This window comes from Brevibacterium sp. CS2 (genome assembly GCF_005280295.1).
Taxonomy (GTDB): Bacteria; Actinomycetota; Actinomycetes; order Actinomycetales; family Brevibacteriaceae; genus Brevibacterium; species Brevibacterium pityocampae.
Genome location: NZ_CP040020.1, coordinates 1,764,308 through 1,780,080, shown reverse-complemented (window position 1 = coordinate 1,780,080; position 15,773 = coordinate 1,764,308). Strand labels below are relative to the sequence as shown.

At 71.8% G+C, this 15,773-nt stretch carries 12 protein-coding genes and 1 tRNA gene; 5 read left to right on the top strand and 8 right to left on the bottom strand.

The genetic code is table 11. The features are described from left to right. Positions 1-10: 10 nt before the first annotated feature. From FDF13_RS07870 to FDF13_RS07860, 3 genes are read right to left on the bottom strand one after another with little or no spacing between them, the layout of a single operon-like run. Positions 11-721 (bottom strand): LUD domain-containing protein, encoded by a 711-nt coding sequence (locus tag FDF13_RS07870; protein WP_137319164.1) that lies wholly within the window; start codon positions 719-721, stop codon positions 11-13. Then, a complete protein-coding gene (locus tag FDF13_RS07865) occupies positions 718-2,214 on the bottom strand; it encodes a lactate utilization protein B (RefSeq protein ID WP_137319163.1) in 1,497 nt (498 codons plus the stop codon). Before FDF13_RS07865 ends, FDF13_RS07870 begins: the two co-directional genes overlap by 4 nt. Beyond that, on the bottom strand, positions 2,211-3,107 hold the full coding sequence (locus FDF13_RS07860) for a (Fe-S)-binding protein (RefSeq protein ID WP_137319162.1): 897 nt from the start codon (positions 3,105-3,107) through the stop codon (positions 2,211-2,213). Before FDF13_RS07860 ends, FDF13_RS07865 begins: the two co-directional genes overlap by 4 nt. 83 nt (positions 3,108-3,190) lie before the next feature. On the opposite strand from FDF13_RS07860, the gene FDF13_RS07855 reads away from it, so the two are divergent. Continuing rightward, entirely contained in the window at positions 3,191-3,562 is a 372-nt protein-coding gene (locus FDF13_RS07855; RefSeq protein WP_137319161.1) for a hypothetical protein, read from the top strand. 20 nt (positions 3,563-3,582) lie between these two features. Here the strand turns inward: FDF13_RS07855 and FDF13_RS07850 are convergent, their stop codons facing one another. Beyond that, positions 3,583-4,521, bottom strand: a complete 939-nt coding sequence (locus FDF13_RS07850; protein WP_137319160.1) for an ArgP/LysG family DNA-binding transcriptional regulator — start codon at positions 4,519-4,521, stop codon at positions 3,583-3,585. Between the two features lie 94 nt (positions 4,522-4,615). Here FDF13_RS07850 and FDF13_RS07845 point away from each other — a divergent pair, with 94 nt between their 5' ends. Further along, on the top strand, positions 4,616-5,191 hold the full coding sequence (locus FDF13_RS07845; RefSeq protein ID WP_137320430.1) for a LysE/ArgO family amino acid transporter: 576 nt from the start codon (positions 4,616-4,618) through the stop codon (positions 5,189-5,191). Between the two features lie 138 nt (positions 5,192-5,329). On the opposite strand, the gene hrpA is transcribed toward FDF13_RS07845, so the two are convergent. Further along, on the bottom strand, positions 5,330-9,481 hold the full coding sequence (hrpA, locus tag FDF13_RS07840; RefSeq protein ID WP_137319159.1) for an ATP-dependent RNA helicase HrpA: 4,152 nt from the start codon (positions 9,479-9,481) through the stop codon (positions 5,330-5,332). Positions 9,482-9,757: 276 nt separating this feature from the next. On the opposite strand from hrpA, the gene FDF13_RS07835 reads away from it, so the two are divergent. Both FDF13_RS07835 and FDF13_RS15260 read left to right on the top strand, forming a co-directional pair. Next, positions 9,758-10,684 carry an AEC family transporter gene (locus FDF13_RS07835; RefSeq protein ID WP_137319158.1) on the top strand — a complete coding sequence of 309 codons (927 nt, stop codon included), beginning with the start codon at positions 9,758-9,760 and terminating at the stop codon, positions 10,682-10,684. 72 nt (positions 10,685-10,756) lie between these two features. Next, positions 10,757-11,908, top strand: a complete 1,152-nt coding sequence (locus FDF13_RS15260) for a TIGR01906 family membrane protein (protein WP_254668737.1) — start codon at positions 10,757-10,759, stop codon at positions 11,906-11,908. Between the two features lie 193 nt (positions 11,909-12,101). Here FDF13_RS15260 and ppk2 read toward each other — a convergent pair whose 3' ends face one another. Then, positions 12,102-13,004 carry a polyphosphate kinase 2 gene (ppk2, locus tag FDF13_RS07825; protein ID WP_137319157.1) on the bottom strand — a complete coding sequence of 301 codons (903 nt, stop codon included), beginning with the start codon at positions 13,002-13,004 and terminating at the stop codon, positions 12,102-12,104. A 225-nt stretch (positions 13,005-13,229) separates the two neighbouring features. Here ppk2 and FDF13_RS07820 point away from each other — a divergent pair, with 225 nt between their 5' ends. Beyond that, positions 13,230-14,000, top strand: a complete 771-nt coding sequence (locus tag FDF13_RS07820) for an SGNH/GDSL hydrolase family protein (protein ID WP_137319156.1) — start codon at positions 13,230-13,232, stop codon at positions 13,998-14,000. A gap of 122 nt (positions 14,001-14,122) precedes the next feature. Here FDF13_RS07820 and FDF13_RS07815 read toward each other — a convergent pair. Both FDF13_RS07815 and FDF13_RS07810 read right to left on the bottom strand, forming a co-directional pair. After that, positions 14,123-14,199, bottom strand: a tRNA-Leu gene (locus tag FDF13_RS07815). A 182-nt stretch (positions 14,200-14,381) separates the two neighbouring features. Beyond that, positions 14,382-15,755, bottom strand: a complete 1,374-nt coding sequence (locus FDF13_RS07810) for an NAD(P)/FAD-dependent oxidoreductase (protein WP_137319155.1) — start codon at positions 15,753-15,755, stop codon at positions 14,382-14,384. Positions 15,756-15,773 lie beyond the last annotated feature (18 nt).

The window sequence follows — 15,773 nt, the reverse complement described above, 5'->3', positions numbered from 1 at the left end:
GGCACCGGGATCAGCCGGTGACGAGGATGACGTCGAGGGTGCGCGGGCCGTGCACCCCGGCGACGCGCTCGAGCTCGATGTCGGAGGTCGCCGAGGGCCCCGACACCCAGGTCTGAGGGTGCTCGACGAGTCCGCGCTCCTCGATGATCTCCACGGCCGCGGGCACCCGGTTGACGATGTCGGCGGTGCGCACGAGGCAGATGTGGTGGTCGGGCACGAGAGTGATCGCGCGCCTACCGCACTGCGGGCCGCTGAGCACGATCGTGCCGGTGTCGGCGACCGCCGCGGTCGAGGCGGTGACGACGGCGTCGACGGAATCGAGGGTCGCGAGGTCGAGCGGGGCGTCGGCGGAGTCGGGGAGCACCTCGGCGGTGAGCCCGGCGAGGTGGGCGGGGTCGAGGTCGTGCGGGGCGACGATCGTGCGCGCCCCGGTGAGGAGCTCGGCAATGCGGGCGGGCACCTCGGCCGCGGTGAGCAGGGAGACGCTTGCGTCGTAGTCGAGCAGCCGGTCGGTGAGCAGCTCGATGAGCGCGTCCCCGTCCGGGTGGGGGCCGGGATCGGCCGGCGCGGGGCCGACCTGCGCGGCGGCCGCGGATGCCGCGGCCGAGGTTCCGGCCGGGCCGGACGGCTCGGCGGATGCGCTGCCGGCGGGTGCGTCGTCGCGGCGGAGGGCGGAGCGGATGCGCGCGAGCACCTCGGCGCGGGCGGTCTGCGGGCTCATCGGGTGCCACGCTCCTTCTTCCACCAGGACCGGAACGACTGTTCGGGCGGCTGCGGCAGAGTGCGCGAGTGCGTCCACTTCCCCGCCACGCCGGGCAGGCTGCGGATGCCCTCGGGGCCGGTGAGCAGGTGGGCGAGCGGCAGGCTCTTCTCCGCGACCGCCATCCGGCGGCCGTCGGACATCACCCAGGAGGCCGCGGTGAGCGCGGCGTCGAGCTGGGTGCGGGGCAGCCGACCGGTCTTCCGGGCCTTCGTCTCCGTGTCCTCGTTGCGCAGGCGCACGAGCATCTGCGGGATGTCGATCTTCACCGGACAGGCGTCGTAGCAGGCCCCGCACAGGCTCGAGGCGTACGGCAGGGTGTCGTTGGCCCCGGCGTCGGTGCCGGTGAGCAGTGGGGACAGGATCGCGCCGATCGGCCCGGGGTACACCGAGCCGTAGGCATGCCCGCCGGTGCGCTCGTAGACCGGGCACACGTTCATGCATGCCGAGCAGCGGATGCAGTGGAGGGCCTGCCGGCCGTGCTCGTCGGCGAGGGCGCGGGTGCGGCCGTTGTCGAGGAGCACGACGTGGACGTTCTGCGGTCCGTCGCCAGGGGTCACGCCGGTCCAGAACGAGGTGTAGGGGTTCATCCGCTCGCCCGTCGAGGAGCGCGGGAGGAGCTGCATGAAGGTGCCGAGGTCGGCGAACCGCGGCAGGATCTTCTCGATCCCCATGACGGTGATGAGGGTCTCGGGCAGGGTCACGCACATCCGGCCGTTGCCCTCGGACTCGACGACGGACAGGGTGCCGGTCTCCGCGATGCCGAAGTTCGCCCCGGACACCGCGACCGGGGTGGAGAGGAACTTGCGGCGCAGGTGCTTGCGGCTCGCCTCGGCGAGCGCGGTCGGGTCGTCGGTGAGGTCAGGATCGACGTCGGGCATCTCGCGCAGGAAGATCTCGCGGATCTCCCGGCGGTTGCGGTGGATGGCGGGGACGAGGATGTGGCTGGGCCGGTCGTGGCCGAGCTGCACGATGAGCTCGGCGAGATCGGTCTCGTAGGCGTCGATCCCGATCTCCTCGAGGTGCTCGTTGAGGCCGATCTCCTGCGTCGCCATCGACTTGACCTTGATGACCTCGCGCCGGCCGGTGTCGAGCACCGGGGCGTGCTCCTCGACGAGCCGGGCGACGATCGCGTTCGCCTCGTCGGCGTCGCGCGCCCAGTGGACGTGGCCGCCGCGCGCGGTGACGTTGTGCTCGAACTGCTCGAGGAGCTCCGGCAGACGGTCCATGACCGCGGTCTTCACCGCCGAGCCGTGGTCGCGCAGCTCCTCCCAGTTCGGCACCTCGGCGACGCGGGCGAGCCGCTTGCCGCGGATCGTCGAGGTGGCCCGCGCCAGGTTCGTGCGCATCTGGATCTTGCCGAGCTCGAGCTCGGCGACCTGCGGGAACGGCGAGGGCTCGACGATGTTGCCCTTGCCGGGCACGGTCGGCATGCCGAGGTGGGTGACGCTCATCGCAGGGCTCCCGTCGTCCGGTCGGTCGGTGTGCTCCTCAGCGTCGCGCGCAGCCGGGAGGCGCGGCTGCTCCGCGCCGGTGTCCGGGACGCGGGGGCGTCCAGGGGTTCGAGCACGAGCGGGTCCTCCTTCGTCGAGGCGAGGATCTCCGCGAGGTGGACGGTGCGCGGCACGCCGGCCTGAGCGGGCATGAGCTCGCGGGTGCGCTGCAGCCCGCCGCCGATGTGCATGAGGCACGAGGCGTCCCCGCCGGAGCACACGGAGGCCCCGGTGGTGACGAGCGCGTCGACCTTGTCGCTGAGCATCGCCGCGGACACCTGGGGGTTCTTCACCGAGAACGTGCCGCCGAACCCGCAGCACGCATCCGGGTGCTCCGGCTCCACCACGGTCGCCCCCTCGACGCTGCGGAGCAGGTCGAGCTGCCGGTCGCCGAGCCGGAGCAGGCGCATGCCGTGGCAGGAGCTGTGGTGGACAACGGAGTACGGGAAGTACGAGCCGAGCTGCGCGGCGGCGTCGGTCACGCCGAGCACATCGGTGAGGAGCTGGGCGAGCTCGTAGGTGCGGGAGGCGACGGCGGAGGCGCGCGCGGAGAGCTCCGGGTCGTCGTTGTGCTCGGCGATCATCGGGTGCTGGTGGCCGAGGCTCGCAACGCAGGAGCCGCTCGGGGCGACGGCGTGGTCCCAGTCCTCGGCCTCGAAGGCCTCCACGTGGTTGCGGACCACGGGGTAGGCCTCGCGGAACTTGCCGGAGTTGATGTGCATCTGCCCGCAGCAGGCCTGGCCGGCCGGGAACACGACCTCGTGGCCGAGCCGCTCGAGGATGCGCACGGTGGCCTTGGCGACATCGGGGTACATCGCGTCGACGATGCAGGTGGCGAACAGCGCTATGCGCACGGGCGGCTCCTCGAGAAGCTGAGGCACCGGGTGGGTGCCGGGTCACCTGCATCCTATCGTGTCAGCGGCTACTGTGGGCGGTGATGGAAGAGTCCGAGTACTCGCGGGTCGCCCGCGACCGCACCGCCGGCGACCGCTGGCTGCGCCGCCTGCCGCTCATCGCCGCCGCGCTCGGCGCGCTCCCCCTGCTGTGGCTGTCCGTCCAGTTCTCCCTGCTCATCGGGCAGATCGGCTTCTACGTCGTCAGCCTCGGCACGGACACGTGGACGATCGTCGGGCTCGTGCTCCTCACGCTCGCCGGCTTCGTCTCCCTGCTCGGCACGCTCGTGTGCCTGTGGGTGGGCACGCGGCGCCGGACGTGGCGCTGGCGGGTGGGCTGGGCGCTCGGCGCACTCGCCTGCGCCGCCCTGCTGCCGGTGAGCTGGCTGCTCTTCGGCCTCACCGGCCCCGCCTGAGCCGCGGCGCCCGCCGCCGTTCACCTGCGGCGCCGTGCCCCCTCCTCGAACGGCCGCAGCACGCGCGCGGCATCGACGACTGCGGTCTCGAGGCGCTCGAGCACGTCCGAGGGCATCTTCCACCGGTGCCAGTGGATCGGCACGTCGATGTGGTTCCGACCGGCAGCCGCGATGGGCATGAGCTCGGCGGTGCTGCCGGCGAGCTGGAGCTCGGGGAGCATGCCCCAGCCGAGCCCCGCCTCGACCGCGGCGAGGAACTCCGCGGAGCTCGGCACGAGGGTGCGCCGCTGCGGACGGACGGCATCCCAGCGGGCGAGGAACCTCCCCTGCAGCTCGTCGTCGGGCCCGTAGTCGACCATCGGCATCCGGTGGATGTCGGCGTGCAGCCCCTGCGGCGCTCCGGGGCCGGCCGGACAGCGTTCGAGGAGCTCGGGCACGGCCACGGCGACGTAGCGCATGACTCCGAGCGGAGTGACCCGGCAGCCGTGGTGGGGCCGGGCGCGCGACGAGGTCGCCCCCATCGACTGCGCCTCGGCGACCGCCCGGTCGGCCTTGTCCTGGTCGGCGATCTCGACCTGGAGCACCGCATCCGTCCACGTCGCGGCGGCGTCGAAGACCGGTCGGAACCACGTGGCGAGCGAATCGGCGTTGACGGTGATCCGCAGGGCGAGCACCTCGGCCCCGCCCCCGCTCTCCGCGTCCGCGGTGCGCCCGGGCAGGCGGGACAGCGCCTCGGTCTCCAGCAGGTCGATCTGGCGGGCGAGGCGGAGGATGACCTGCCCGGCCTCGGTGACGGCGACCGGCAGGGTGCGCAGGACGAGCACGCTGCCGACGCCCGCCTCGAGCGTGCGGATGCGCTGGCTCATGGCCGAGGGCGTGATGTGGAGCGCACGGGCTCCGGCCTCGAAGGAGCCGTGGTCGACGGCGGCGCGGAGAGCGGCGAGCTGATCGGCATGCATGAAGCAATTGTGCATCACGATGATTTTCTTGCGCTTCACTTGATACCGGGCCGGATCTAGAGTCGACTGCGTGCTCACACATGTCATCACCGGGATGTTCACCGGCTGGTCCCTCATCATCGCCGTCGGCCCGCAGAACGCCTTCGTGCTGCGGCAGGGCATGCGGCGCGAGTACGTCGCGCTCGTCGTCGTCATCTGCTCGGTCGCCGACGCGCTGCTCATGGTGCTCGGCACCGCGGGGATCGGCGCGGTGGTCGAGCGCGCGCCGATCCTCCTCGACCTGCTGCGCTGGGGCGGCGCGGCGTACCTGCTGTGGTTCGCCTACACCTCGTTCCGCTCCGCGGCGAAACCCGAGGGGCTCACCGCGGCCCGGGGCTCCGTGCGGCTGCGGACCGTCATCATCACCACGCTCACGCTGACCTTCCTCAATCCCGGCGTCTACATCGACACCATGCTCCTCATCGGCAGCCTCGCGAACCAGCTCGGGACGGACCGCTGGGCGTTCACCGCCGGCGCGGTCCTCGGATCGATCACCTGGTTCGCAGCGATCGGGTTCGGCGCCCATGCGCTCGCCCCGTACGCCGCCCGGCCCCGGGTGTGGCAGATCGTCGACATCGCGATCGGCATCGTCATGGTGCTCATCAGCCTCCGCCTGATCTTCGGCCACTGAGCCCGCGGCCGAGCGCGCCCGGCCCGTCTGGACGCGGAAACCCCGCGATTCCTGCACCCTCCCCCGGATCCTGGTCAGGGTGCGCGGGAGATTGCAGGAATCGGGGGACCTTCCATTCGCCGGCAGGCCTGCGCGGCCTCAGATCTTCGCGAGCGCCTTCGCGATGCGCTGCTCGGACACGGTGTGGGCGGTGCCGAGGTGCGGGGCGAAGAGGGAGACCCGCAGCTCATGGAGGTCCCACAGCACGCGGTTCCAGTCCTCCCCCAGCCGGGCGCTCAGCTGCGCGGTCGGGGCGGGCTCCAGGCGGGTGGTCCGGGTGAGCTTGGTGCGCACGCTCGCCTCGACGGCGCGGACGCGGTCCATGAGCTGCTTGTCGCGGCCGGCGGACTCCCCCATCTTCTCCACCCGGTGCAGCGCGGCGGCGAGGTACACCGGCAGGCGGCGCAGCTGCGCCGGCGGGGTCGCTGAGACGAAGCCGACGGCGAGCAGGTCGGCGCGCAGGTCCTTGACGTCGGCGAGGTTGGCGAGCAGCGTCAGCGAGGAGGCCTTCGTCACCGCACGGTCGAGCGTGTCGCCGAGCCGCAGGATCTCCGCGACGAGCGCCGCGGTCGATTCGAGGGCGGCGATGATCGCAGCGTTCACCCGCACGGCGAGCGCTTCGAACTCGACTTCCGTCCGCACCGCCGGACCGTCCTCCTGCACTGCCGGCAGTCCGGCGATCGCTGCGAGAACCGCGTCCTCGAGCGGGTCGTGGCCCGGGGTCCGGTGGGCGCCGAGCACGAGCTTGTCGGCATTGGGCAGCTCGCGGGTGACGTGCGCGAGCGCCTCGGTCTGGCGCAGGGCGAGGAGTCGGACGATGCCGCGCTGCGTCTCCCGGCGCGCCTCGTCTGCGTCCCGGAACACGGTGAGCGTCACCGCGTCGCCGTCGTCGCGGAGGCCGAGGTGAAGGGTCACCGACCCCTGCTCGATCGGCCCCGGCAGCTCCCCGAAGGTCCAGCCGGTGAGCCCGGTGCGCTCGGCGAACCCGGTGCTGGTGGCGCGGGCTGCCGGTGCCGGGGCGGGGACCGCGGTGCGCAGGGCGCCGAGGTCCCGGTCGCGGGTCACTGCCGTGTCCCCGCGCATGACGGCGAACTCCATGACGAGGTGGGGCGGGATCCGGGTGCGGTCGAAGTCGTCGGCGGTGACGGTGATCGGCACGAGGTCGGTGAGCTCCCCTCCCCCGGCGCGGGCGGTGAGCGACGCAGCGAGCACCTCGGGCAGCCGGCCCTCGTACGGGGTGAGGCCGGCGAGGACCTCGGAGGCGACGTCGGGGGCGGGCACGAAGTAGCGGCGCTTGGCCTTGGGCAGGGAGCGGATGAGCGCGGTGACGAGCTCGTGGCGCAGGCCGGGCACCTGCCAGGTGAAGGCGTCGGCATCGGCGGTCTCGAGGGCGTCGGCGGGGATCTCGACGGTCACCCCGTCAGACGTCGAGCCGGGGTCGTAGGCGTAGCGCAGCCGGGCGGCGGTGCCGTCGGGCAGGGGCCACTCGAGCGGGAAGTCGGCGGCGGCCCGGGAGGACAGCTGGGCGGAGTCGTCGCTCAGCAGCGCCTCGACCGGGATGTCGAGGAGCTCGGGCTGGTCCTGCCGGACCGTCTTCCACCAGGAGTTGAAGTGGGCGCCGGATACCACGGTCTCCGGCAGGCGGGCGTCGTAGAAGTCGAAGAGCACCTCGTCCTCGGCGAGCAGGCGTCGGTTGCGGACCCGGGAGGCGAGCTCCTCGGCCTCGGCGATCGCGGCGGCGTTGCGGCGGAGGAAGGCGTGGCTCTCCCGCCATTCGCCGTCGATGAGCGCGTGGCGGATGAACAGCTCGCGGGACACGACCGGATCGATCCTCCCGTAGCCCACCCGCTGGTCGCTGCTCAGGGTCACCCCGTAGAGCGTCACCGTCTCGTAGGCCATCGCCGAACCGCTGCGCTGCGACCAGTGGGGTTCGCTGTGCCGGCGCAGCGCGAGCGGTCCGGCGGCCTCGATGATCCATTCGGGTTCGACGACGGCGACGGTGCGCGCCCACAGCCGCGAGGTCTCGACGAGCTCGGCGGCCACGACGACCTCCGGCCGTGACCGGCTGAGGCCGGAGCCGGGGAAGATCGCGAACCGGGTGCCGCGCGCACCCTGGTACTCGCGGCCCGGCCCGCCGCGCTCACCGCGCCCGGAGCGTCCGCCCGCCCGGTCGCCGCGCCCGGTCTCGGTGCGCACGCCGATCATCGACAGCAGGCCGGTGAGCAGCGCACGGTGGATCTGCACCGCTTCGTCGTCATAAGGGCCCCGGGGCTTCCCACCCTGCTGGGCTTTCCCACCCTGCTGAGCGCCTAGCCGTCCGCCGCCGGCGTCCCCGGCAGGCGCACCGACCGCCCCGGCGGCACCGGATTCCTCCTCCTCGAGGGGGCGCCACCGGGAGCGCTCGATGTGGACGCCGGCCCCACCGAGCAGCGAGCGGAGCTGGCTCACGAGATCCTGCCATTCGCGCACCCGGACGAAGTTGATGAACTCCGCCTTGCAGAGCCGGCGGAACTTCGAGGACGACAGGGTCGCCGCGGAGTCCTGGAGATGGTTCCACAGGGTGAGCAGGGAGAGGAAGTCGCTCGCCTCGTCGCGGAAGCGGGCGTGGAGCGCATCGGCCTCGGCGCGCACCTCGGTGGGGCGCTCGCGCGGGTCCTGGATGGAGAGCCCGGCGACGATGACGGCGACCTCCCCGCCGCATCCCGCCTCGGCCCCGGCGAGCAGCATCCGCGCCAGCCGGGGATCGATCGGCAGCCGGGCGAGCTTCCGGCCGATCCCGGTGAGCCGGATCGCGTCCCCGTCGTGACGCAGCGCGCCGAGCTCGCCGAGGAGCATCCGGCCGTCGCGCACCGCGCGGGGGTCGGGCGGGGTGAGGAAGGGGAAGCCGGTGATGTCGGCCTCGGTGCGGGCGAATCCGAGGGAGCACATCTGGAGGATGACGCTGGCGAGGTTGGTCCGCAGGATCTCCGGATCGGTGTACTCGGGGCGGGAGGCGAAGTCGTCGGCCGAATAGAGCCGGATGCAGATGCCGTCGCTCGTGCGCCCGCAGCGGCCCATCCGCTGGTTCGCGCTCGCCTGCGAGATCCGCTCGATCGGCAGGCGCTGGACCTTGGTGCGGTTGGAGTAGCGGGAGATCCGGGCGGTGCCGACGTCGATGACGTACTTGATGCCGGGCACGGTGAGCGAGGTCTCCGCGACGTTCGTGGCGAGGACGATGCGCGGGTTCCGGTGGGCGGCGAACACCCGCTGCTGCTCCGCGGACGACAGCCGGGAGAACAGCGGGATGACCTCCCAGTGCTGGGTGCGCGGGCGGCGCGCGAGGTGGCTGCCGAGCGCCTCGGCGGTGTCGCGGATCTCCCGCTCGCCGGACAGGAACACGAGGATGTCGCCGGGGGGTTCGGCGAGGAGCTCGTCGACCGCGGCGAGGATCCCCTCGGTCTGGTCCGCCGCCCCGGCCTCGTAGTCGCCGTCGGCACCCGGGCCGTCGGCGTCGTCGTCGGATGCGGCGGTGTCATCGGTGAGCGGGCGGTAACGGACCTCGACGGGGTAGGTGCGGCCGGAGACGCGGATGATCGGGGCGTCGTCGAAGTGGGCGGCGAATGACTCCGGGTCGATCGTCGCCGAGGTGATGATCACCTTGAGGTCCGGGCGCTCCTTGAGGAGCCGGGCGAGGGAGCCGAGGAGGAAGTCGATGTTGAGGCTGCGCTCGTGCGCCTCGTCGATGATGATGACCTCGTAGGCCGACAGCCGGCGATCGTGCTGGAGCTCGGCGAGGAGGATGCCGTCGGTCATGACCTTGACCCGGGTGCTGTCGGCGACCTGCGAGGTGAAGCGCACCTGGTAGCCGATGCCCCCGCCGAGCTCCGCGTCGAGCTCCTCGGCGAGGCGGGCGGCGACCGCGCGGGCGGCGATCCGGCGCGGCTGGGTGTGGCCGATCATCCCGTCGATGCCGTAGCCGAGTTCGAGGCAGATCTTGGGGATCTGCGTCGTCTTCCCCGAGCCGGTCTCACCGGCGATGATGACGACCTGATTGTCACGGATCGCCGCGGCGATGGTGTCGCGGTGCTCGCTCACCGGCAGCTGCGGCGGATAGGTGATGTGCGGGGCGAAGCCCTGGCGCGCGGTGCGCAGGGCGGCGCTGCGGCGGTTCTCGCGCGGGCCGCGGCGGCCGCGGTCGTTCTCCTGGTGGCCGCGGCCCCGGGAGCGGGAGCCGCGGCGGCGGGCGGGGCGGGACGATCGGTTCTCGGTCATGACGGCTCCCAGACTACCGGGACGCGAGGTGCCGGCTGGCGAGCACGGGCTGCGGGCACGGGTGGCGGGGTCATGCCGTTGGGCGGCGGGCACGGGTGGCGGGCACGGGTGGCGGGCACTGCGCCGCGGCCGTGCACCGTGCCCGCAGTGCGGTCGGCCGCTCGCCTCCGCGGCTGCGGGTCTAGGCTGGGTCGCGGCACGCAGGTGGGCCGAGGCGCACGGGCGGGCCGGCCGGCCCGTGCGCGGGACCGGGCGCGGAGCGAGAAGGAGGCAGCGGTGATCGGAGTGCTCGAGGGCTTCGGCGTCATCACCGTCGTCGTGCTCACCGGCCTGCTTCTCGGCCGCAGCGGGGTGCTCGGGCCGTCCGGGCAGCAGGTCATCGCCAAGCTCGTGTTCTACGCCGCGACCCCCGCGCTCCTCTACGTCACCCTCGCCGAGACCGATGTCGGGATGATCTTCTCCTCCGCGCTGCTGGCGACGGGCGGTTCGGCGGTGCTCCTCGCGGTGCTCGGCTTCATCGTGACGAAGTGGTGGCGGAGGCGCTCGCTCGGGGAGTCGACGATCAGCGCGATGTCGATCGGCTACGTCAACATCGGCAACCTCGGCATCCCGATCGCCACCTATGTGCTCGGCGATCTGAGCTACGTCGCACCGGTGCTCCTGTTCCAGCTCGTCGTGCTCGGTCCGGTGAGCATGGCGCTGCTCGACGCGACCCGGCCGGGTGCGACCCGGGAGTGGTGGACGGCGATCGTCGTCGTGCTCCGCAACCCGATCGTCATCGGTGCCGCTGTGGGCGTCGTGTGCTCGGTCGCCGGCGTGCGGCTGCCCGGAGTGATCCACGAGCCGCTCGGGATGCTCGGGGCGATCGCGGTGCCCGGGGCGCTGCTCGCGTTCGGGATCTCCCTCAAGGACGGCTGGACGCTGCCGGCGCCCGGCTCGCGCCGCCAGCTCACCCTCATCACCGTGCTCAAGCTTCTCGCCCAGCCGGCGATCGCCTGGGCGATCGGCGGTCCGCTCCTCGGATACTCCGGGCTCGACCTGCTCGGCATCGTCGTGACCTCCGCGCTGCCGACGGCGCAGAACGTCTACATCTACGCGATGCAGTACAACCAGGCCGAGCGGCTGGCCCGCGACGCGGTGTTCATCACCACGGTGCTGTCCGTGCCGACGATGATCGTCGTCGCGGTGCTCCTCGGCGGCTGAGCGGCGCCCCGAGTTCGGCGCTAGTGCGTGTCGGTCCGCCGCGCGGCCGGGCCGGGGACGAACAATGGTGGGGTGGCTACCGATGACCCGAAGAACTCCGATGACCTGCTCTCGCGCCGCCTGAGCTCCGGGACCGAACCGTCCCGCGCCCCGGCGGCCGACGACCGGGCCTCCGGTTCGCATCTCGAGGACACCCAGGCCTTCGACACCTTCCACGACGACCCCGGCCCCACCCGGGAGACCCCGGCACGCTCGGCCGGCACCGACACCGCGGCGAAGCCTGCTCAGGCAAGTGCCGACACGGGCGCGGGCTCCGGGAAGCCGGCGTTGCTCTCCGATGAGGAGTGGGCGATCCTCGGCGGCGGCACAGCAGCCGGCGCAGGCGCCTCGGCGGCGGGCACGAGCGGTGCCGGGAAGACCGGGAAGACCGGGAAGGCCGGCCGGAAGGGCACTGCGGATGTCCGCGGAGACCGCTCGCGCGAGGTCGACGTGCCCGGCACCGGCCGATTCGGTGCGCTCGACGTCATCGGCACGATCTGGATCACGCTCGCGATGCCGTTCGTCCTCGCCGCGATCGCGGTGCGCGCAGTCGCCTCCGGCCTGTTCCTCAAGTTCGAGTACTTCTACCGTCCCGGGTTCCCGGTCGACGACTACGGCTTCACCTCCGACGACCGGCTCCACTACGGCTCCTATGCCGTCGACTACCTCAACAACCTCGACTCGAGCCGCTACCTCGCCGATGTCGTCCTGCCCAACGGGGTGCCGGTGTTCGCGGCCGAGGAGATCACGCACATGGCCGACGTCAAGGCGCTCGTCCAGCTGCTCTACCTCGTCGGCGTCATCGCCGCGGTCGTCGGCGTCGTGTTCGCGCTCTACCTGTCCCGCCGCACCGGCCCGGGTCTGCGCCACAGCATCCGCTGGGGCGCGCTCCTCACGCTCGTCGCCGCGGTCGCCCTGGCGGTGCTCGCGATGCTCGGCTGGGACCGGTTCTTCACCGGCTTCCACACCCTGTTCTTCGATCAGGGGACCTGGCAGTTCTACCTCGACGACGCGCTCATCCGCCTGTTCCCCGCCCCGTTCTGGATCGATGCAGGGATCGCGGTCGGCGTCATCATCCTCCTCGGCGCCCTGATCCCGCTGCTCCTGAGCTTCATGGGGGCGGGCGCGCGCCGGAAGGCCCGCAAGGCCGAGCGCACCGAGGCGAAGCGCACCGGGACCGTCTGAGCCAAGGCCGCGGCGCGGACCGAACGCAGGCCGCCACACACGTGGGGTCGGGTGGCTTTCCCCTGTCACCCGGCCCCGTTCTCTCTCGCTCTACACGCGAACTGCGCGGTATCCGAGACGAAGCGCGCAATTGCGCGTCGCTCTTCGGATACCGCGCAGTCGGACAGGATCTGCCCGTGCGAGGCCCTGCGGTTCAGTCGCCGACGGCGTCGCGTCCGCGCTGCACGAGCTTCTCGTCGGCCGGGTGGACCACCGAGTCGTCGCGGCCGTCGTACTCGAACTGGTTGAGGAAGTAGCGCATCGCATTGAGGCGGGCGCGCTTCTTGTCGTTCGACTTGATCGTCACCCACGGTGCGTAGTCGGTGTCCGTGCGGAGGAAGGTCGCCTCCTTCGCCGCCGTGTACTCCTCCCACTTGTCGAGCGATTCGAGGTCCATCGGCGAGAGCTTCCACTGCCGCACCGGGTCGAGCTGGCGGATCGCGAACCGCGTGCGCTGCTCGTGCTGGGTGACGGAGAACCAGAACTTCGTCACGTGGATCCCGGAGTCCAGGAGCATCTGCTCGAACACCGGGGCCTGACGCATGAAGGTCTCGTACTCCTCGTCGGAGCAGAAGCCCATGACGCGCTCGACGTTGCCGCGGTTGTACCAGGAGCGGTCGAACAGCACGATCTCGCCCACCGTGGGCAGGTGCTGGACGTAGCGCTGGAAGTACCACTGGCCCTGCTCGCGGTCCGAGGGCTTGTTGAGCGCCACGACGCGAGCCGCACGCGGGTTGAGGTGCTCGGTGAAGCGCTTGATCGTGCCGCCCTTGCCGGCCGCGTCGCGCCCCTCGAACAGGAGCACGTGGCGCAGGCCGTTGTCCTGACCCCAGTACTGGAACTTCAGCAGTTCGATCTGGAGCTTGTACTTCTCCATCTCGTAGGATTCGCGATCGAGCCGCTCGTCGTACGGGTAGCCTTCGCGCCAGGTCTCCACGGCCTTGCCGCCCGGGTCGATGAGGTCGGGGTCCGCAGTGTGCCCCTCCTGGACCGTGTACCCCTCGAGCCGCAGCTTGTCGATGTACTCGCGCAGGTTCTCGCGCTGGTGAGGATGCATGATTCTCCTTCGAATGGCCGTGTTCCCAGTCTATTCACCCGCATGTGAACTGCGAGTGAACCGCCGCAGTGTGAGCATCCCGGTCCTGTCATTCCCCCGGACTGCCGCTCCCGAGGTGCCCGCCGCCGGTCGAACCCGCGTCACCGGGGCAGGTGGGACCGGCACCGAGACCGCCGGTACGATCGTGAGCGGCCCAGCACACCGCCCGCATCCCGAAGGAGCCCGGTGGCACCTCGTCCCCGCACCACTCATCCCCGCACCGCCCGACAGTCGGTCCGCGGCACCCTCCTCGCCGTCACCGGGCTCGCCGCACTCCTCCTCACCGCCTGCACCGGTGCCCCGCGCCAGGCCGACGGCCCCGCGGAGGGCGCGCCGAGCGGCGACCCGACCGCCGCACACGGCTGCCTCAACGAGCCCACCGCCGTGTTCATGGGCGATTCGTTCACCGTCGGTGCCGGCGTCGACACCGAGTCGGAACGCTGGTCGACGATCGTCGCCCGGCAGCAGGGATGGAACGAGGTCAATATCGCGGTCAGCGGCTCGAGCTACGCGGTGAGCAATCGGGTCCGCCCGAACACGGCCTACGTCGACCGGGTCCCGGAGGCGATCGAGGCGGAACCGGACATCGTCGTCGTGTCGACGGCGGCGAACTCCGCCGACGCCGATCAGCGGGCTGCGATCGCCAGGACCCTGGGAGGCCTGCGCGATGCGCTGCCCGACACCCCGATCGTCGCCACCTCGCCGTTCCACCGCGACGACGTCCCTGCCGAGCGGCTCGACGAGCTCGGGGACGAGATCCGGACCGCGGCCGAGGCGCGCGCGGTCGAGTACCTCGACCTCGGCTATCCGCTCCGCGGCACCGTGGACACGCTCTCCGACGGCCTGCATCCCAACGCCGAGGGCTACTCGATCATCGCCGGTGCATTCCTCGCCGCGTACTCCGCCCACGAACCGAGCGGCTCGGCGTTCCCCGACTGCGGAGGCCCGCAGGACTGAGCACACGCCGGCACCCCGCAGTCCATCGCCGTGGCCTGCGACATCATCATGTTGGCCGCGGCGGTCGTGCCCGGCTGGGGGCTCACCGCCCGCTCCGGGGGTGAGAGTGCGACACGTGACGCTGGTGCCCCCGGCGGGACTCGAACCCGCACTGAACCGATTTTAAGTCGGCTGCCTCTGCCGATTGGGCTACGAGGGCGCAGGCTCCGGGTGTGCATCACCACCGCGCGGAGCCGGTGATCTCAGCCTACACAGGGATGCGATTACGAGTCGCACCCTCCGTCGACCCGCACCACCGCAGCGCAGACGCACCGCGCCCCGCCTCGGAGTCCGAGGCGGGGCGCGGCGGCGTCGGTCACGTGGACCGGCAGGCCGGGGTGATCAGGCCTTCGCGGGCTCCTTCTTGGGAGCCGGCTTCGAGTGCGCGGCCTCGACGAAGGCCTTGCGCGGCACGTCGAGATCCTTGAGCGGCATCGAGTCGCGTCCGAAGACGAGGTTGAGCGCCCAGTTGCCGAACACACGGGCCTTGCGGTCCACGGTCGGGATCGCGTAGCCGTGGTAGCCGCGGTGCATGAGCCACGCGAGCAGGCCGCGTGCCTCGAAGTTGCCCATCTGCGACACGCCCTTGTACGGGCCGAGACCCGCCACGGAGCCGATGGTCTTGTGGAAGTACTGCTGGAACTCGGTCTCCCCGCGCAGCGCGGCGAGCAGGTTCGCGGCGAGGACCGGGGCCTGGCGCACGGCGTGCTGGGCGTTCGGCACGCAGAAGCCGCCGACTCCCCCACCGGACAGATCCGGGACGGCGGCGTTGTCGCCGGCCGCCCAGGCGCCGTCGACGACGCCCTCTTCGCCCTCGACCCGGAGGTCGGCGCGCACGGTCACGCGGCCGCGCTCGTCGATCGGCAGGTCCGAGTCGACGAGGACCGGGTTGGCCTTGACGCCGGCGCTCCACACGATGGTGTCGGCGTCGAACTCCTCGCCGTTGGAGAGCTTGCAGTGCTTGTCGGTGCAGTCCTGGAGGAAGGTCTCGAGGTAGACGTCGATGCCGCGCTCGCGCAGGTGATCGACGACCCAGCGGGCCTGGGCCTCCCCGACCTCGGGCATGACGCGACCCATCGCCTCGACGAGGACGAAGCGGAGGTCGGCCTCGGTGAGGGTCTCGTACTGGCCCACGGCGGAGCGGGCGAGGTCCTCGAGCTCGGCGAGCGCCTCGATGCCGGCGAAGCCGCCGCCGACGAAGACGAAGGTCAGGGCGCGGCGGCGCTGCTCGTCGTTCTCCATGAGGGACGCCTCGCCGATGCGGTTGAGGACGTGGTCGCGCAGCGCGACGGCCTCTTCGATGCGCTTGAGGCCGATGGCCTCCTCGGCCACACCCGGGATCGGCAGGGTGCGGGCGACGGAGCCGGCGGCGAGCACGATCTGGTCGTAGTCGAGCTCGAACGGCTCATCGCCCTCGGGCTCGACGACGACGAACTTCGCAGCGTGGTCGATGCGGGTGACGGCCCCGGTGATGACCTCCGCGCCCTTGAGGTTGCGGCGCAGCGGCACGACGGCGTGGCGCGGCTCGATGTTGCCGCCGGCGACCTCCGGGAGGAACGGCTGGTAGGTCATGTACGGGTTCGGGTCGACGACGGTGACCGTCGCCTCTCCCCGGCCCAGGTTCTTGAGCAGGTGCTGAGCAGCGAGCAGGCCCACGGAGCCGCCGCCGACGATGAGGATACGAGGACGCAGTTTGCTGTTTCTGATCAAAGCCATGTCCTCATGCTAACGCTT